Genomic DNA, 17,875 nt, shown 5'->3' with positions numbered 1-17,875 from the left:
GTGAGCCTACTTTCCGAAGCTACCGAAGGAGGAACCGGCAGAACCGGCACCGAACGCACCACCGCCGCCGAAGGCACCGCCCACGCGGGTTGCACGCTCGGTCACGGTCTTCGCGGCGACAGTGTTGTAGTCTGCGGCGCGCAGGGCACGCATCACGCGCTGGCGGTCTTCACCCACGAGGCGGTCGATGAACAGCTTGCCGTGCAGGTGGTCGGTCTCGTGCTGCAGCATGCGCGCGAACAGGCCCTCACCCTCCAGCACGAGGGGCTCACCGCGGCGGTCCACGCCGGTCACACGCGCCCAGTTCTTGCGCGGGGTCGCGGACTTCTGACCGGGCACGGACAGGCAGCCTTCGCCGCCTTCCTGGTCTTCTTCGCCGACTTCGAGCACAGGGTTGATGATGTAGCCTTCGCGGTCGTCAATACCACCGAAGGTGAAAATCTGCTTGGAGATACCAACCTGCGGGCCGGCAAGGCCCACGCCGCCCACGTCGTACATGGTTTCTAGCATGTCGTCGATGAGTCGTGCCAGGTCGTCGTCGAAGACGGTGATGGGGTCGCAGACGCTGCGCAGCACCGGGTCGCCTACGGTGCGGATGCTCAGGATGGTCATGGTCCTCCTTTGCCGGCGGTGTGCCGGGAATGTGCTTACGGATTTCAATATGGCGGCAGAACTGCGCTGACGGTTTTCCCCAGCAGGCGCAATCTTCGCAGCGGGTTCTTCACAGCAGGTGCGCGCCGTTCTGCCTATTGTTCTATTGTCGCCGATTCAGTAGCGCGAATCTAGAACGAATCGAGGCGTTGGGGCGAAGGCTGAGCCTCATCTCTCCCCGGCTATTATCGCTACTCCCCTATACCGCGGGCGGGGGTACTACGGGCATGAGCGCGGGGTCTTCAAATTCTTGGACCTGGCGGTCGAATTCCCAGACGCGGCGCAGGGCGCAGAACTTGTACCAGTTGCGTTCGAGCACGGCGGGGTTTGCCTGCTGCGGCAGCACCTGCGTTTCGCCGAGGGCTACGCCCATGAGGACGGGCGCGTCGCCGTATTTCCAGGGTTCCCAGGTGCCTTCGTCGGGGTCGAGGAGGGATTCTTCGGCTTTGAGCCCGGCGACGAGCTGCATGACGACTTTTTCGTCGAGTGCTTTGACTCGGCCGCGTTTGTCGGTGCCTTTGGTTTTGTAGTCGATGATGCAGGTTCGGCCTGCGATTTCTGCGACGAGGTCGAGGGTGCCCGCGTAGCCGACGGTGTCGTTCCAGATGGTGACTTCGGCGGCGAGGGGGCGGGGCTTGAAGGCTTCCCACCATTCGTCGAAGCGGTCGGCGTAGGCTTGTTCGCCGTTGATGATGAGCTGTTCGCGGCTTTCGTCGAGGTTGTGTTCGCGGCCCATGGCGCGTAGGGCGACGTTTTCGGCGTAGTTGTGCACGCGGTCGCCTCGGGCGGCAGCTGCGTCGCGGTATCGTTCGGAGGCGCTGGCTGCGTCGCGGATGATGGCGAATTTGAGGCCGTGCGATCCGGTGGCGCGGTAGGCGCGCTGGTCTTCGAGGGCGGCCTTGGCGGCCATGTACCCGTGCCAGCCGCTGAGGTCGTTGGCGTGCTGCCCGATGACGGTGGTGATGGAGGGGACGAGGAGTTCTCCTCCGCGTTTGCGGGAGTACATGCGTCCGTAGTCGGTGGCTGCGGCGAGTTCGGGTGTTGTCACAGGGTACCTCATTCTCGGGTGGTTGTGTCCGCTGCGGTGGACTGTTGCCGGTGGGTTTGACCCGGTGGGCATAATAAAACCCCCGTTCCTTGAAACGGGGGTTATTGGTGCGTGATACTGGGTTCGAACCAGTGACCTCTTCGGTGTGAACGAAGCGCGCTACCACTGCGCCAATCACGCTTACGGATAAGACTATACCGAGGCTTGGCGTGAAGGTCAAATTTTGCGCTCCCCTTTTTTCTCCCCGTTCCTTTCCTGCCGAGAAGCCACTTGTGTTTCGAAAAGCCACAAAAATGGTGGCTTCTCGAAACACTTGTAGCTTTTCGAGGAGTATGCGGCGGCACCATAGATTCTAAGAGATCTTCCGACAGATACAGATATAAACAAAAAAGCCTGGCTTCCGAAGAAACCAGGCTTTTTCCTAGTGTGACCCCAACCGGATGTGAACAGGTGACGGAGGGGCATGATGCCGAGCGCGCGAGGAAATCCATCATGCCCCGGAGTGCCGCGACGTAAGGAGCGGCGCCGTGAGAGGCTCACGGCGGCACCATAGAATCTGGGCTCAGTTTTGCCCAATAAACAAATAAACCCTCAGCCAGAAGACTGAGGGTTTATTTCCTAGTGGTGACCCCAACCGGATTTGAACCGGTGTTGCCGCCGTGAGAGGGCGGAGTACTAGGCCGCTATACGATGGGGCCGCAACCTCCGTTAGGAGGTTAGCTGGGATACCAGGACTCGAACCTAGAACAAAGGAACCAGAAACCTTCGTGTTGCCAATTACACCATATCCCATTACTCTATTGAGTTACCGTTCCGTTTTTCGCCTTTCGGCTTTTCACCGGAACGAGTAATAACTATACGGGTCTTTCTGGAGGCATGCAAGCTGAAATCTGGAGAGCCGCCTCACATTCACAGTTTTATACCCGCCACTTCCGCGTGTTTCCGGGGTTTTTGGGGTTAAAAAGTTTTTTAAATTTCTTCAAAAAGAGGGTTTTAGGGCCGATTTTCACCCTTCAAAGCAGCTCCGAGGTGACTCAGAGAGTAGTTTCACCCTCTCCCCCGCACGCTTTGCATCCCAAATTTTTTTGAAGATTTTTCCTACACTGCCTCCCGGTAGCCAGATGACAGGACAGTCAGGTCGTCAGATAACCAAAGCAGCCAGGCAGCCAAGCAGTCAAGCAGTCAGCTCACCCAAGCATTCACCTCAGAAAAGATCACAGAGCCCCTACCCCACACTCGCGCCTCCAAAACCTAAAACCCCCAGAGACAGCAAATTTCGGAGCCGATAAATTCTGGAGACAACGAAAAAGCCCCGAGGCGAACCTCGGGGCTTCAGTGGAGCGGTTGACGAGACTTGAACTCGCGACATCCACCTTGGCAAGGTGGTGCTCTACCAACTGAGCTACAACCGCATGTTTTCGCTTTGAACTTTTCAGTTCGTCGCAACAACAGGTACTACTATACGAGCCTTTGCCGGGGTGCGCAAACCAAATTCTTGCCATACTCCCCAAAATTGAGCCAGATTCACCCCAATAAAACATACTGACTAGTAGTTTTACAGGAAACACCCATCACAAAAAATATTCTCAAATTTATAAAAAATCCCCTTATCCGCCGGGTTTCTTCAGACCTTTCGGTCGTCTGATTCCCGCTGGATAAGGGGATTCTCTAGAGCTTAGTCGCTGCTACCGCCGGAGTCGCCTCCACCGGAATCTCCGCCGCCAGAGTAGTCGGAGCTGCTGTAGCTGCTGTAGTCCGAGCTGCTGGAGCTGCTGGAGCTTCCGGCGTCGAAGTCGCCCGCGTCCGGGTCGGGGCCCGGGTCCACGAAGTCGTCTTCTTCGTCCGAAGAGTCAGAAGAGTCCAAAGAATCAACAACAGACGACGAGGTGCTCACATCGCCGCCGCGAGCCGCGTTCTGCATGGCGCGTGCCTCCAGGAATGCGGTCACGTAGGCGAGCGCCGCACCGGCAATAATGATGACGACCATCCACACGGAGCGGTCAAAGCCGGCAATGTAGGCGAACAGCCAGATAATGCAGGCGTTGGTGAGCGCCATGAGGGTGCCCTTCAGCAGCGCCTTGCCGATGATGGATTGGTTATTCGGCTGGCTCATGGTTAGCTCAGTTCAGCGGCAAGCTTGCACAGGCGTGCGAGGGAGGATTCCTTGCCGAGGATTTCCATGGATTCGAACAAGGGCGGGGAGATACGCTCACCGGACACTGCGATACGCACGGGGCCGAATGCGAGGCGCGGCTTGATTTCCAGGCCGTCGACGATTGCGGCGCGCAGGGCTGCCTCAATGTTGGCTGCGGTGAAGTCCTCGAGGGGCTCCAGAGCTTCGATTGCAGCGGCGAGGACCTGCGGTGCGGATTCCTTGAGTTGCTTGCGTGCGTCGTCTGCGGTGCTGATTTCTTCGTCAGCCTTGAAGAGGAATGCGAGCAGGCCGGGTGCTTCGCCGAGCAGCTGCATGCGCTCCTGGACGAGGGGTGCGGCCTCGGTGAGGACCTGCTCCTGGCGCTCGGTGAGGGTTTCGCCGAGTACGCCTGCAGCCTGCAGGTACGGGATGAGGCGGTCGCGGAAGTCCTTGGGGTCGAGCGCACGGATGTGGTCGCCGTTGATGGACTCTGCCTTCTTCACGTCGAAGCGTGCGGGGTTGGCGACAACGTCGTGTACGTCGAAGTGCTCGACGAGCTCGTCGATGCTGAAGACGTCCTGGTCTGCGGAAAGGGACCAGCCCAGCAGGGACAGGTAGTTCAGCAGGCCTTCCTTGATGAAGCCGGAGTCGCGCAGCAGGAAGAGATTCGACTCGGGGTCGCGCTTGGAGAGCTTCTTGTTGCCCTGGCCCATGACGTAGGGCAGGTGGCCGAATTCGGGGATGAAGCTGGTCACGCCGGTGTCGATGAGTGCGCGGTAGAGCGCGATCTGGCGCGGGGTGGAGGAGAGCAGGTCTTCGCCGCGCAGCACGTGGGTGATGCCCATGAGTGCGTCGTCGACGGGGTTCACGAAGGGGTACAGCGGGTCGCCGTTAGAGCGGACGACCACGTAGTCGGGAACAGTACCGGCCTTGAAGGTGATTTCACCGCGAACGAGATCGTTGAAGGTGATGTCCTCGTCGGGCATGCGCAGACGCCACACGGGCTTACGGCCCTCGGCGCGGTAGGCTTCCTTCTGCTCTTCGGTGAGGTTGCGGTCGTAGTTGTCGTAGCCGAGCTGCGGGTCCTGACCGGCTGCCTTGCGGCGTTCCTTCACCTCGTCGGGGGTGGAGAAGTCTTCGTACACGTAGCCACCTTCAACGAGCTTTTCGAAGATCTCGTTGTAGATGCCTGCGGTCTTACGCTCGGACTGGCGGTAGGGCTCGTGGGGGCCGCCGACGCCAACGCCTTCGTCCCAGTTGATGCCGAGCCAGTGCAGGGATTCGAGCACCTGGTTGAACGACTCTTCGGAGTCGCGTGCCGCGTCGGTGTCTTCGATGCGGAAGATTAGCTTGCCGCCGGTGTGGCGTGCATACGCCCAGTTGAAGAGGGCGGTGCGGACCATGCCCACGTGCGGGGTGCCGGTGGGCGAGGGGCAGAAGCGGACGCGGGTGTCTGCGGGGCTGTTGAGTACGGGACCGTGGTATTCGGTCATGATGTCTCCTTGACGGTGTGTTTCAGGATGTACGTTACGTTTTTGGGTGCGGGCTGTTTAGTCGCGCACACGGGTGACGAGGGAGCCGATACCTTCGACTTCGACCTCTACTTCGTTGCCGTCGCGCAGTACGCTGATGCCGGCGGGGGTGCCGGTGAGCAGTACGTCGCCGGGCAGCAGGGTGAAGATTTCGGAGGCTGCGGCAACCTGTTCGGCTACGGAGTAGTGCATTTCGGAGGTGTTACCTTCCTGCACGACGTCGCCGTCAACCCAGGTGGTGATGTTCAGCGAGTCGGTGTCCAGGTCGGTTTCGATCCAGGGGCCGAGCGGGGTGGAGCCGTCGAAGCCCTTGGCGCGGGTCCACTGGCGGTCTTCGAGCAGGTCGCGGGCGGTGAGGTCGTTGGCTACGGTGTAGCCGAAGATGACTTCGTGTACGCGCTCAAGAGGCACGGACTTGGCGATACGACCGATAATGACGGCGAGTTCACCTTCTGCGCTGACGGCTTCGGAGTACTCGGGCAGGGTCACGGGGTCGCCGGGGCCAATCACGGTGGTGTTGGGCTTGAGGAAGAACTGCGGGGAGGCGGGCGCCTCGGTTCCTGCCCAGTTTGCGATCGCTCCAATCACCTTGGAGCGGGGGATGATCGGGGCGAGCAGGCGCACCTGATCGATGGGGTAGGTGGTGCCGGTCGGTTCGATGCCCGAGTAGAAGGGGTCGCCGGCGAGTACGCGCAGGGTTTCTTCGCCTGCGTCGCCTTCTACCAGCCCGAAGTGGAGCTCATTATTTACGGTAAATCGTGCAATACGCATACTTTCTAGGGTACCAGCCTTCGAGGGCGGCGGCGGGTCGGGTTTTAGCGGGGTCGGGTTCGGCGGGGCGGGTTTTATCGAGGGACGGCGGCGGGGTGTGCCTCCCCTCCCCTGTCATCGCGCTATCAACGCCGCGCGCAATATTCGCTGAGCACAGCACTGACCGGGCACAGCGAATCCCCGCGGGTGCGCGTTCCGGGTGCGGGCGCATCCTGCGGGGATTTCGCGGGTTACGTTAGATTCACGTTTTAGATGAGGCGGGTCATCCAGCCGTGGCGGTCCTCAACGGTGCCGAGCTGAATGCCGACGAGCTCTTCGCGCAGGCTCTTGGAGATTTCGCCGAAGTGCTCGGTGGGTGCCGGAATTTCGAAGTCTTCTGCCTTGAGCTTGCCGATGGGTGCGACCACTGCCGCGGTGCCGCAGGCGAAGATTTCGGTGATGTCGCCGTTTGCCACGCCTTCACGCCACTCGTTGAGGGTGATAGCGCGCTCCTCCACGGTCATGCCGCGGTCCTTAGCGAGCTGAATCAGCGAGGAGCGGGTCACACCCTCCAGGATGGTGCCGGTCAGTTCGGGGGTGACGATCTTGTTTTCCTTGCCGAAGATGAAGAACACGTTCATGCCGCCGAGCTCTTCGATGGCGTCGCCGCGGTGCGGGTCCTTGAAGATAACCTGCTTGCAGCCGTGCTTTTCACCCTCGGTCTGGGCAATCATGGATGCTGCGTAGTTACCGCCGCACTTTGCCGCACCGGTGCCGCCTTCGCCTGCACGGGCGTAGGTGGTGGAGAGCCAAATGTCCACGGGTTCGGGAGTGCCGAAGTAGTTACCTGCGGGCGAGCCAATCACGTGGTACTGCACGTGGCGTGCGGGGCGAACGCCGAGGAACGCCTCAGTTGCGATCATGAAGGGGCGGAAGTAGAAGGCTTCACCGTCGCCGGTGGGTACCCACTGCTCGTCCATCTTCACGAGTTCGCGCAGGGATTCGATGAAGGTCTCTTCGGGCAGCTCGGGCAGGGAGAGGCGGCGTGCGGAGTTCGCGAAGCGTGCCGCGTTCTTTTCGGGGCGGAAGGTCCATACGGAACCGTCAGCGTGACGGTAGCCCTTGATGCCCTCGAAGATTTCCTGGCCGTAGTGGAACACGGATGCTGCGGGGTCGAGGACGAGCGGGCCGTAGGGACGAACTCGTGCGTCGTACCAGGTGCCGCCGGTCTTGTAGTCGCCTTCCCAGTCGATAGTGACCATGTGGTCGGTGAAGTAGTCACCGAAGCCGGGGTTTGCAAGGATTTCGGCGCGGCGTTCGGCGGTGGCGGGTGACTGGTTTGCTTCGTGGCTGAATTCGATGGCCATCGTTCTGCGTTCCTCTTTGTCTAGTTGCTTTTGCAGGCGTTCTTTGATTCGCGGTTCTTGCGTCGGGGCGTAGAGCCGGTGTGTGCCGCCGGGCGCGTTGTCGTGCGGGGCAGATGGTGCATCTAGCGGTCTGTGCTAGTTGGATGCATCAAGCGAGTGGTGGAGGGTGTCCACCGCCGAGGTGCCGGGCGGGTGTGCCTGACCTGTTTAGAGTACCGGAAAGATGCGTTTGCCGCATGCGCACCTTTTCTCCCATTCAGGATGTGAACAGGTGAAGCCCGGAAGGTGCGTTCCTTCCGGGCTTCGCTAGCGTAGTTCACGTTTTAGCCGAGCCAGTTTTAGCCGGGCAAGTATTAACCGAGGCGTGCGAGCACGTCCGCGCCGACCTGGTCGGTACCACGCACGGTCGCGCCGTTTTCGCGCATATCTGCCTCGACAGCGTCCTCAATGCGGGCTGCGGCGGCGTCGTGGCCGAGGTGGCGCAGCAACATTGCACCGGCGAGGATTGCGGCGGTGGGGTTTGCCTTGTTCTGGCGGGCAATGTCCGGTGCGGAGCCGTGTACGGGCTCGAACATGGAGGGGAACTCGCCGACGGCGTTGATGTTGCCGCTTGCCGCGTAGCCGATACCGCCGGTCACTGCACCAGCGAGGTCGGTGATGATATCGCCGAAGAGGTTGTCGGTGACGATCACGTCGAAGCGGGCGGGGTCGGTGACCATGAAGATGGTGGTCGCGTCAATGTGCAGGTAGTCGGTCTCAACCTCGGGGAATTCAGCCGCGATTTCGGTGAAGTAGCGGTTGTAGAGGCGACCTGCGTGGGTGAGCACGTTGGTCTTGTGCACGAGGGTGACCTTCTTGCGGCGGGTGGATGCCAGCTCGAAGGCGTAGCGTACCAGGCGCTCCACACCGTGTGCGGTGTTGAGGGAGACTTCGGTGGCGATTTCGTGCGGGGTGCCCTGGCGAATCACGCCGCCGTTGCCGATGTAGGGGCCTTCGGTGCCTTCACGCACAACGACGAAGTCAATGTTGCCGGGGTTGGCGAGCGGGGAGACTGCGCCGGGGTACAGGCGGGAGGGGCGCAGGTTGATGTAGTGGTCGAAGGCGAAGCGCAGCTTCAGGAGCATTTCGCGTTCGATGAGGCCGGAGGGAATCTTGCCGCTGCGCGGGTCTGCACCGATAGCGCCGAAGAGGATCGCGTCGTGCTGCTTGAGGGCGTCCATGGTGGAGTCGGGCAGGGTTTCACCGGTTTCCAGCCAGTGCTCGGCGCCGAGCTTGTAGTGGGTGGGGGTTACGGTGATGTTTTCGAGCTCGCAGGCGCGGGTGAGGATGCGCTGGGCTTCGGTAATGATTTCGGGGCCGATGCCGTCGCCGGGGATGACGGCGAGGTCGATGCTACGTGCTTCAGTCATGCCTCTACCGTAATACGCGCCGCGGGTGGGCGGTAGAGTGTGCGGGCGGGTTCTCAGACTCTGGGCTAGGCAGGGGTGGGCTAGATGGGCACTGCAGATTAAAACAATATTCCCCGGCTGAATATTCAGCCGGGGAATATCGTTTATCTACGAGTTCTCACAGGGTAAGAACTTAGACGCTATTAGGAGCGCTCGCAGAGGTAGACCTTCACGTAACCGGGGTTACGAACGCCGGATGCCTTCGCAGCGTTGTTAGCGGATGCGATGGCACCGCCGGTAACACTGGGAGCAACGTAGGAGCCACCAGCGCCACCTGCGCCTGCCTGAAGCAGTGCGCTAACATTCTGGCGGTAACGAGTGGGCTCTTCGTTACCGTTCCACTTCTGGGAGGTGATGATGGAGGAGAGGCCTCGAGCAGCACCGGAGCCACCGCCACCGTAGCCTGCGCCACCACCTGCGGAGACAACAGTCTGGTAACCGTTGAAGGACTTACGGGTGGAGTCCTCGTCCAGGTTGGTCTTATCGTTGAGGTTAACAGGGTTGGTCGCGTGAACGATTTCCAGCTTGGAGATATCGTTGTTGTCAATCTGGTAGGAGTATGCGAAGACGCCGTCTGCACCCTTACCGTCGAAGCCGGAGCCACCCTTGTCACCAGCGGTAGCGGAGCTGAAGAGCTCCTGCTTGTTCTGGCTCTTGAAGCCCAAAACGCCGTAGACATTACCCAGGGTGGAGTACAGCAGGGGCTGCTCGCCACCTGCACCACCCTGACCGTTACCGCCACCGTGACCACCGGCAACCTTCATAGCGGTGCCATCAGTAGTGTGCGGCTTCAGAACGGTGTAGTGAGAGATGGAGGTCTCAGCGCTGTCACCGACTGCTGCGGATGCGCTTGCACCTGCGGGCAGAACGGACTTAACGTCGGGGTCGCTCAGGCGGGTGGTGGAAGCGTCGACTGCCTTGGGGTTGTAGTACTTACCCGAGGGCATGTTGTTGGTACCGGGCTGGGTACGGATACCCGCACCGCCACCGCCACCTGCAACAGCAACCGGGGTGCCGTTGATGATCAGAGCGGAGGAACCGCCGCCGGAACCACCGTAGAGGTAACGCTTCATGTCGGAAGGCTTGGACCAGTTAGCGTCAACCTGAGCCTTGACGTCAGCGGGAACGGGCTGCTCGTTGACGTCACCACCGTTACCGTAACCCTTACCACCGGTTGCGGGGCGGGTCTGCCACAGTGCGGGGCTGTCGACGCCCCTGACGGACTCCAGGTAAGCCACACCACCGGAAGCTGCGACCAGCTCGATGACCTGGCCTTCCTTGACGGGGATTACACCGGTCACGAGAGCACCGGAACCACCAGCAACCTGGTTGGAACCGCCACCTGCGCCACCAGCAACCTCGAACTTGATCTTGTCGACCTTCGCGGGAACGGTGAACTTGACGGTGTCCTTAGCGCCGGAGGGCTGACCGGAAATGTTGAACTTGGGAGCAGATGCGTAGTCGCACTCAGTGGAAGATGCAAAAGCGGGAACTGCAGCAGATGCTGCGACAACCGGAGCAGCCCATGCTGCGCCAGCGACAACCTTGCGGCGAGAAATGTTAGTAGACATGTATGTCCTTCGAGAGTGATGTCATTTTGAGGAATAAAAGTTATCACCCGCCGTCGTGCGCGGCGAAGAACGTCACCTGATGAGATTCGAGTGAGTGAAGTAGGCTTGTGCCTAACCTCTGGTGATAACGACATAATGCTGTAACCGGTCCCCTGCTTAGGGACTTTCGCGTTTCAGAGCGCTTGGTGTTCGCTCTGCGAGGTCATAGACCATCGGCGTAGATTTCGGGTACAGCCAAAACTATACCCATCAAGGACCTACACCGCAATGGTTCCAAAAATGGTTTGATGAGGGGGTTTCCCTTAAACTCTCCGCCTTGGTTGAAGGTTTTTCAACCAAAATAGGTTACTTAAGGGAGTTATGGGTCTCATAAACCCGAATTCGAACCCCATACAACCCCAAACTCTCAAGCTTTAGTTGAATAAATAATCTATAAAAAAGTAATTAAGGTCACTAAAAATAGCTGTTTTTGACGTGTCATACTCACTCAAGCACACGCCCCCACACACAAACCCACAAAATATTCCTGCACGTGAGAGCAAAAAAGAGGCTCCCAATCCCACCCCACCACCCCGATACACTGGACACATGCCCCTTAAGCACACCGAACCCCAGCAGAACCCACAGCACAGCACAGAGACAGCCGAATCAGGCTACGCCGTAACGCATACCCGCGGCAGCTCAGAAAACAGCGATCTACCCGCCGACGCAATCAGCGCCTCCAGCCGCGTGCAAAACTACCTCAGAGACAAACGCGGCTGGATGAACGTCATCGTCGTCGCGCACATGCAGTTCTTCTGCTGCGTACTCTCCGCAGCCTTCGTCAACAGCTACGGCTGGATCCCGGTCATCTCCGCGCTCTGCAGCACCACCGCACTCTACTTCCGCTACCGCTTCCCCTACGGCAGCATCTACGTGATCATCGCGGCGCTCTGCCTCACCCTCGTGGAGCCCTTCCCCGACTCACTCGCCATCACCTGCTACCCGCCCGTCAGCCTCGCCGCCTACCACATCGGCAGGCACTGGACCCGCCGCGCCCGCTTCCGCGGCCTCATTCTCGGCTGGGTCGGCGCACTCGCCGTCACCGTGCAGGCCTCGCTATCGTTCCTCTACCACTGGGACGACATACCCGCCCGCATCTTCATCTCCCTGATGCTCGGCGTGCTCTGCGGATCCATCTTCACCGTCTTCTGGTTCCTCGGCGACTCCCGCCGCATGCGCGAACTGCGCAGCGAAGAGTTCAAAGAACGCGCCCGCCGCCTCGAATACGAGCAGGAACAGGAACGCCGCCTCGCCGCGCAGGACGAACGCACCCGCATCGCCCGCGAAATGCACGATATTGTGGCGCACTCACTCTCCAGCATTATTTCCCAAGCGGACGGGGCACGCTACGCCGCCGCAAGCGCCCGCACCGCACGCGCCCAGCAAACACAACAGGCACAGCAGGCAGAGCAGCAAACTGCACAGGTAGAGCAGTCGGGTCAGGCTCAGCAGCAGAGCGAACCGGATATTGCCGAGCAGACCCTAGAACTCATCGCAGACACGGCACGCGACTCCCTCACCCAGATGCGCTCCCTACTCGGGCTACTGCGCACAGACGAGGCAACCGCCTACGCGCCCGTGCCCGCCCTCAGCGATGTACCCGCCCTCGTGGAGCAGAGCCGACGCGCCGGGCTACCCGTCACCTTCACCGGAATCACCGGCACCATGGCGCGCACCCTGCCGCAGGGTGCCGAGCTGGCGGCGTACCGCACCGTGCAGGAGGCGCTCACCAACGCGCTCAAGCACTCCCCCGGTGCGGCAACCACCGTAACCATTCACTGGGGCGAGGACGGTCTGCACTTGTGGGTTCATAACGGCCCGGTTTCCTCTGCCGCGGCTCAGCACATTGCCCGCCCTGTGCCCGGTAGCGGCAACGGTCTGCGCGGCATGAGCGAACGCATCGCCCTCTACCACGGCACCCTCACCTACGGTCTGCAACCTGACGGCGGCTGGCTCGTTGAGGCGGCGCTGCCCTACCGCGACCTCTAATACCCGTGCCCTCTACTACCTCGTGATCTAGGATTGAAACTATGTACTCTTCTGCACCACAGACTACCCAGCCGATCCGCGTGATGCTCGTTGACGACCAGCGCCTAGTGCGCGGCGGCTTGAGCATGCTCGTCAACTCCCAGCCGGACCTGCAGGTCGTCATGGAAGCTGATGACGGCCTGGCGGCGATTGACGTTTTTGACCGCATGGTCTCTGAGGGGCAGGCGCCGCAGGTCATCCTCATGGATGTGCGCATGCCGCACTGCGACGGCCTGGAGGCGGCGCGCCGTATTCTGGAGCGTGACGGCGAGCGTGAAGTTTCCGAGGATGAGCGGGTGCGCATTATTATGCTCACGACTTTCGATATTGATGAGTACGTGTATTCGGCGGTGCGTGCGGGTGCGAGCGGTTTCTTGTTGAAGGACACTCCGCCGGAGCAGCTGCTGGAGGCGATTCGTACGGTGCACCGCGGCGATGCGGTGATTGCGCCGTCTGCGACTCGCCGCCTGTTGGAGCAGATGATTCCGGTGTTGGACTCCCCCGCTCCTGTTGTTCCTACCGCTCCTGCCGCTGAGTCTGTTCCTGCTACTCCCCCGGCTGCTGGTTCTGAGCTTCCTAAGGCAACGTTTATTCCGGCTGGGCATGCAAGCCCGGCTAATTCTTCTTATCAGAGCGAGCCTGCGCAGGATTATCCGCATCGTGAGTTGATTGAGCAGTTGTCGCCGCGTGAGTTTGAGGTGCTGGGTTTGATTGCGCGTGGCTTGTCGAATGCGGAGATTACGCGGGAGCTGGTGCTGTCGGAGGCGACGGTGAAGACGCATGTGTCGCATGTGTTGGCGAAGTTGGGTGCGCGTGATCGTGTGCAGGCGGTCATTATGGCGTATGAGGCGGGTATCGCCCACTAGCGCTCCCTTATATAAGGGCACAGTGAAGCCCCGGAGGGCGCCTCCTGATCGAGGCACCCTCCGGGGCTCTTTAGTTAAGTAGTTTCTTGTATCTCGTCGATGATTCGCTCAAAGTCGCTCATCAGCTCAGGCAACTTCTTATAGCGGCAGCTCCACCATGTCTGGTTCTGCCTCCGCATAGATGCGGGGGCGCAACCGGGTGACCATATCAACGCTACGGCCGGTCAGCTGTTCAATGCGGTGCTGAGCATCGACCATCTGCATGAACTCGTCAAAAGGGGCCGCCCCCGGCATCTGCACCAAAAAATCCAGGTCGCTGGTTTCGGTCAGCTCACCGCGGGCGGCGCTGCCGAAGAGTCGGGCACGGCGCACACCAGCGTCACGGAGGATCTGAAGAACCTCCGCTTCATGGGGTAGCGTGTACCTGCGACGCAGATTGGGGTGGCTAGTGCTCATACACCCATCATACGCGCAAAGCCAGGCTACAGGTCAGCTCCAAGAGTCTGAGAGCACGCCAAACTAGAGGACACAGTGAAGCCCCGGCGGGCGCCTCCTAATCGAGGCACCCTCCGGGGCTTTCTCACGCCGAGTATCCGGGTTCGCCAGGTACTGTGACTATGCCAGATACAGCGGGTTAGCCGCGCATACCCTCAACCGGGGACATGCGAGCCGAACGAGCCGCCGGCAGAGCCGAAGCCAGCATCGCGGCGAGCACACCCACCACGAGGATGACCACGTACCAGACGTACGGCAGGTCAAGCACCAGCGGGGCGGAAGCACTCATGGAAGACATAATAATCTGCGCCGAGAGGCTACCAATCACACCACCGGAAACCATACCGAGTACCACAGCGGCGAGCGTAATCAGAATCGCCTCAATGGAGATCATGCGGCGCAGCTGCTTGCGGGACAGACCCAGCGAGCGGAGCATCGCGTTCTCGCGGCGGCGTTCGTTGACCGACAGGGTCATCGTGTTCGCCACACCAATGATGGAGATGACCACTGCGAGCATGAGCATCACCAGGGTGAAGGTCAGCATAACGGTCAGTATCTGGTCGTAGGTCTGACGTTCCTGCAAGCCACCGGTGAAGGAGCTGTTCGGGCTGGCTCGGTTCAGGTCAGCCTGCAGGGTCTCGTTCTCGCTACTGGTCAGCGGGGAGGCGGCACGCACCAGAACGACGGTGTCGTTACCGGTTGCCTGGCTGGTGACGGTCAGACGTGCTGCCTTCGTCTGAGCTTCCTTGTCACCGCTGGCGATTGCTTCTTCCAGGCGCTTCTGAGCTTCCTCAGCGGCAGGGTTGGCAACCTTCTGCGGGTTCTTGGCGTCCTGCAGCTTGGCGGCGGTGGCAGGGTTGACAATCAGCAGGTTCTGCTTGGTCGTGGACTTGACGGGCTTGAGTTCCACTTCGCCGAGCGGGCCGTGTGCCTTCAGACGGCTGGACTCATTCAATCCAGCGGACTTCCAGAGGCCCTGCGGTACGAGCACGGTGTCATCGGCAAGGTTCGAGTTTTCGCCCGGCAGGATTGCCTTCAGATCGGAGGAGCTCAACGCCACCAGGTCGGAATTCTGGTTGGCGGTCTGCCCCTCGTACTCGACGGTGTAGTCAACCACACCGGCTGCGTAACCGACGGCGGATGCCTGAACGTTCTTAATACCCTTGACCTTGGAGGCGATTTCCTCCGCCTTGGTCACGGTGGAGGTTGCCTCGGACTGGTCATACGAGCTGTACTTTGCCTGTGCAGAAATCGGGTACTGCTGATCCAGGGCCTTGGTCAGCGAGGCGCTCAGCACCGAGTAACCGGTCAGCACAGTCGACACGACCAGGGTACCCACCAGCACGGCACGACCGGTGGAGACGGTGCGCTTGGGCGAACGCAGTGCGTTGGCGAGCGCCAGCTTGCCGGTCTGGGTGCGGGTAACCTTACCGAGGGCACGTACCAGCGGCGGCAGTACCAGCGGGGTGAGGAGGAAGACCGCAATACCGAGCAGCAGCGCGGCCCCCATCATGAAGGCAATGGCCTTATTGCCGGCACCCTCACCGGAACCCTGGTTCTGAGCCAGCATAACCAGGCCGATACCTGCGGCACCGAAAACCAGGCCCAGGATTGGGCCGACCTTGCCGGGCTTGTTGACTTCGCGGTTGGTGTGCTCGCTCATCGCGCTAATGGGCGAGATGCGCAGGGCGCTTCGTGCCGGGGAGAGCGACGCCAGAATCGTGACAATGGTGCAGAGGAGCACACTCACCAGGATCGGGGTAATCGAGTACGAAATCATGATGGTGGTGAGGTTTGCACCAACCAGCGCGCCAACCGGGTAGGTCAGCAGTGCACCGATGAGGGAGAACACCACGCCCACGGTAATGGATTCGATGAGTAGCATCCGTACGAGGGAGCCGCCGCGGGCACCGAGGGTGCGCAGCAGAGCCAGTTCACGGATGCGCTGGCCGACCAGCACCGCGAAGGTGTTGGAGATGACGAACGAGGAAACCAGCAGAGCCAGTGCTGCGAAGGCGCCCAGGACCACGCTAATGGAGGTGAAGACCGTGGAGATGCTCTTCTGGTAGTCCTCCAGCAGCTTCTGACCGGTCATGACGCGCGGGTCGTTCTTGGTGTCGCCGCTGCTGAGGGAGTCCTGCAGGCTCTTGAGCTTGGCGTCGGTTACGCCGTCCTTGAACTTGAGGTAGATGAGGTTCGCGCCAGCCATGCCCCGGTAGCCTGCCGCGGAACTCTTGTTTTCTGTCTCGGCTGCTTTCAGGGTGGCTTCGCCAAGGCTGGTGCCGCCAATGAAGACAGCCTGATTGGTGGTGGAGCCTTCAAAACCGGGGTCGAACAGACCGACGACGGTGTATTCGGCGGTCTTGTCAGTACCGGGGGCGCTGACGGATTCTACAACGTCGGTGCTGGTGACCTTGCCGTTCAGCGAGAGGTTGTGCTTCTTCGCGAAGTAGGTAGAGACCATGATTTCGTGGTCGCTACTGGGGATTTTACCCTGTACCTTGTACGGGAAGAGGCTCGAGTCGGCGGGCAGCTGGTTGTACTGCACGGGGGTTTTCTGGTCGCCGGTACCGATCGAACCCGTGACGGCGTACTGTACCCAGTAGCCGGAGAGCAGGTCGCTCTTTTCTACTTTCTGAATCTGGTCACGAGTCAGGTAGATAGAGGTGCTGTCTTTACCGTCGCTGGTTGTAGCAGCGGAGGCGACGACCGCCTCGGCGCGGGAGAGCACGTCGCCTACGGAGGAGTTGACGGTCGCCTGCAACGAGTTGGTGAGCATCATAATGGCTGCGATGAAGAAGGATGAGATCGCGATGCCTATGCCCGTAAGGATGTATTTTCCTTTGGAGGCGCGCAGATTGGAGCGCGCCACCGTGTTCAGTGTGGTTGCCACGGCTTATCGACCTTCCAGCTGTGCCATTGCGCCGAGGACGGCGTCGTAGGTGGGTTCGATCATTTCGCCGGCAACCATGCCGTCCTTGATGAAGACCACGCGATCTGCGTAGGAGGCGGCGTTTGCGTCGTGGGTGACCATGAGGATGGTCTGTGCGTGGTCGGTTGCGGCGGCGCGCAGCAGGCGCAGCACCTCGGCGCCGGAGTTGGAGTCGAGGTTACCGGTCGGTTCGTCGGCGAAGACCACTTCGGGGCGTGCGAGCAGTGCACGCACGATGGCGACGCGCTGCTGCTGACCGCCGGAGAGCTGTTCGGGGCGGTGGTCGAGGCGGGTTTCCAGGCCGAGGGTCTTGACCAGGTAGTCGCGCCACTGCGGGTCCGGCTTCTTACCGGCAAGACCCAGGGGCAGGTCAATGTTCTGGCCCGCGGTGAGGGTGGGCACCAGGTTGAACGCCTGGAAGATGAAGCCGATGTGTTCGCGGCGGAACTCGGTGAGGGCGTTGTCCTTCAGGCCGAAGAGCTCGGTACCGCCGATACGGATGGAGGTTGCCGGGTTCGGGTCGGGGGTGTCCAGGGTTGCGATGGTCTGCATCAGCGTGGACTTACCGGAACCGGAGGGGCCCATAATGGCGGTGAACTTGCCCTGCTCAAAGTCGACGGAGACGTTGTTGAGGGCGTGGACAGTTGCTTCACCCATGCCGTAGGTTTTGGAAAGGTTTCGTGCGGAGACGGCAACCTGTGCCGTCTGTGCGTGAGGAGTTGTCGTAGTCATAGTTCAATTATTTCACGCGATGTGGTGCTGACTACGGGGTTTTTCTCATCCTCCAGGTTGATTTTGGCGGGTGTTCACCGGGTCTTGACCTGCGGATGCGCAGGTTCCCCGCTCATTCCACGGGCTGAGGTGAGCCTGCGGCAGGCTGGGCGGGGTACTGGCATCATCCTTAAGGATGAGTGGCGGCTCAACCGGCGTCTTCTCTCTCCCCCCAGCTTCTCTGCCCGCGCCTACACCTATATGTATGCGAAAAAGCCCCCGGCTCCTCCCCCCATTCTG

Annotated in this window: 13 protein-coding genes and 4 tRNA genes; 2 read left to right on the top strand and 15 right to left on the bottom strand. The window is 60.7% G+C overall.

What is annotated here, in order from left to right:
- Positions 1-6: 6 nt before the first annotated feature.
- The 12 genes from def to ROTMU0001_RS00030 form a co-directional block, all read right to left on the bottom strand.
- A complete protein-coding gene (gene def, locus ROTMU0001_RS00085) occupies positions 7-612 on the bottom strand; it encodes a peptide deformylase (RefSeq protein ID WP_005507408.1) in 606 nt (201 codons plus the stop codon).
- Between the two features lie 238 nt (positions 613-850).
- On the bottom strand, positions 851-1,699 hold the full coding sequence (locus tag ROTMU0001_RS00080; protein WP_005507407.1) for a PD-(D/E)XK nuclease family protein: 849 nt from the start codon (positions 1,697-1,699) through the stop codon (positions 851-853).
- 105 nt (positions 1,700-1,804) lie between these two features.
- A tRNA-Val gene (locus tag ROTMU0001_RS00075) sits at positions 1,805-1,879 on the bottom strand.
- A gap of 442 nt (positions 1,880-2,321) precedes the next feature.
- Positions 2,322-2,397, bottom strand: a tRNA-Glu gene (locus tag ROTMU0001_RS00070).
- Positions 2,398-2,419: 22 nt separating this feature from the next.
- Positions 2,420-2,491, bottom strand: a tRNA-Gln gene (locus ROTMU0001_RS00065).
- A 544-nt stretch (positions 2,492-3,035) separates the two neighbouring features.
- Positions 3,036-3,111, bottom strand: a tRNA-Gly gene (locus ROTMU0001_RS00060).
- A 263-nt stretch (positions 3,112-3,374) separates the two neighbouring features.
- The gene (locus tag ROTMU0001_RS00055) at positions 3,375-3,812 is read right to left on the bottom strand and encodes a hypothetical protein (protein WP_005507406.1); all 438 of its coding nucleotides are present in this window, start codon (positions 3,810-3,812) and stop codon (positions 3,375-3,377) included.
- Positions 3,813-3,814: 2 nt separating this feature from the next.
- Positions 3,815-5,326 carry a glutamate--tRNA ligase gene (gltX, locus tag ROTMU0001_RS00050; RefSeq protein WP_005507405.1) on the bottom strand — a complete coding sequence of 504 codons (1,512 nt, stop codon included), beginning with the start codon at positions 5,324-5,326 and terminating at the stop codon, positions 3,815-3,817.
- Positions 5,327-5,383: 57 nt separating this feature from the next.
- Positions 5,384-6,136, bottom strand: a complete 753-nt coding sequence (locus ROTMU0001_RS00045) for a fumarylacetoacetate hydrolase family protein (protein ID WP_005507404.1) — start codon at positions 6,134-6,136, stop codon at positions 5,384-5,386.
- Between the two features lie 248 nt (positions 6,137-6,384).
- Positions 6,385-7,482, bottom strand: a complete 1,098-nt coding sequence (locus ROTMU0001_RS00040) for a branched-chain amino acid aminotransferase (protein WP_005507403.1) — start codon at positions 7,480-7,482, stop codon at positions 6,385-6,387.
- A 353-nt stretch (positions 7,483-7,835) separates the two neighbouring features.
- Complete coding sequence (locus ROTMU0001_RS00035) at positions 7,836-8,891, bottom strand: 3-isopropylmalate dehydrogenase (protein WP_005507402.1); 1,056 nt, start codon at positions 8,889-8,891, stop codon at positions 7,836-7,838.
- Positions 8,892-9,073: 182 nt separating this feature from the next.
- On the bottom strand, positions 9,074-10,501 hold the full coding sequence (locus tag ROTMU0001_RS00030; RefSeq protein WP_005507401.1) for a hypothetical protein: 1,428 nt from the start codon (positions 10,499-10,501) through the stop codon (positions 9,074-9,076).
- Between the two features lie 588 nt (positions 10,502-11,089).
- Here ROTMU0001_RS00030 and ROTMU0001_RS00025 point away from each other — a divergent pair.
- Positions 11,090-12,532 (top strand): histidine kinase, encoded by a 1,443-nt coding sequence (locus tag ROTMU0001_RS00025; RefSeq protein WP_245534260.1) that lies wholly within the window; start codon positions 11,090-11,092, stop codon positions 12,530-12,532.
- 41 nt (positions 12,533-12,573) lie between these two features.
- Positions 12,574-13,437, top strand: coding sequence for a response regulator (locus ROTMU0001_RS00020; RefSeq protein WP_005507399.1), 864 nt, complete (start codon positions 12,574-12,576; stop codon positions 13,435-13,437).
- Between the two features lie 138 nt (positions 13,438-13,575).
- On the opposite strand, the gene ROTMU0001_RS00015 is transcribed toward ROTMU0001_RS00020, so the two are convergent.
- The 3 genes from ROTMU0001_RS00015 to ROTMU0001_RS00005 form a co-directional block, all read right to left on the bottom strand.
- Positions 13,576-13,893 (bottom strand): nucleotidyltransferase family protein, encoded by a 318-nt coding sequence (locus ROTMU0001_RS00015; protein ID WP_044141495.1) that lies wholly within the window; start codon positions 13,891-13,893, stop codon positions 13,576-13,578.
- 178 nt (positions 13,894-14,071) lie between these two features.
- A complete protein-coding gene (locus ROTMU0001_RS00010; protein ID WP_005507397.1) occupies positions 14,072-16,825 on the bottom strand; it encodes an ABC transporter permease in 2,754 nt (917 codons plus the stop codon).
- Positions 16,826-16,828: 3 nt separating this feature from the next.
- Complete coding sequence (locus ROTMU0001_RS00005) at positions 16,829-17,596, bottom strand: ABC transporter ATP-binding protein (protein ID WP_005507396.1); 768 nt, start codon at positions 17,594-17,596, stop codon at positions 16,829-16,831.
- Positions 17,597-17,875 lie beyond the last annotated feature (279 nt).

This window comes from Rothia mucilaginosa ATCC 25296, from assembly GCF_000175615.1.
GTDB lineage: Bacteria > Actinomycetota > Actinomycetes > Actinomycetales > Micrococcaceae > Rothia > Rothia mucilaginosa.
This window is presented reverse-complemented; position numbering and strand designations above follow the sequence as displayed.

Coding starts and splice junctions, on each gene's coding strand:
- ROTMU0001_RS00030 (WP_005507401.1), bottom strand. CDS start 10,501: ATGTCTACTAACATTTCTCGCCGCAAGGTTGTCGCTGGCGCAGCATGG.
- ROTMU0001_RS00045 (WP_005507404.1), bottom strand. CDS start 6,136: ATGCGTATTGCACGATTTACCGTAAATAATGAGCTCCACTTCGGGCTG.
- ROTMU0001_RS00005 (WP_005507396.1), bottom strand. CDS start 17,596: ATGACTACGACAACTCCTCACGCACAGACGGCACAGGTTGCCGTCTCC.
- ROTMU0001_RS00055 (WP_005507406.1), bottom strand. CDS start 3,812: ATGAGCCAGCCGAATAACCAATCCATCATCGGCAAGGCGCTGCTGAAG.
- ROTMU0001_RS00040 (WP_005507403.1), bottom strand. CDS start 7,482: ATGGCCATCGAATTCAGCCACGAAGCAAACCAGTCACCCGCCACCGCC.
- ROTMU0001_RS00035 (WP_005507402.1), bottom strand. CDS start 8,891: ATGACTGAAGCACGTAGCATCGACCTCGCCGTCATCCCCGGCGACGGC.
- gltX (WP_005507405.1), bottom strand. CDS start 5,326: ATGACCGAATACCACGGTCCCGTACTCAACAGCCCCGCAGACACCCGC.
- def (WP_005507408.1), bottom strand. CDS start 612: ATGACCATCCTGAGCATCCGCACCGTAGGCGACCCGGTGCTGCGCAGC.
- ROTMU0001_RS00025 (WP_245534260.1), top strand. CDS start 11,090: ATGCCCCTTAAGCACACCGAACCCCAGCAGAACCCACAGCACAGCACA.
- ROTMU0001_RS00020 (WP_005507399.1), top strand. CDS start 12,574: ATGTACTCTTCTGCACCACAGACTACCCAGCCGATCCGCGTGATGCTC.
- ROTMU0001_RS00015 (WP_044141495.1), bottom strand. CDS start 13,893: ATGAGCACTAGCCACCCCAATCTGCGTCGCAGGTACACGCTACCCCAT.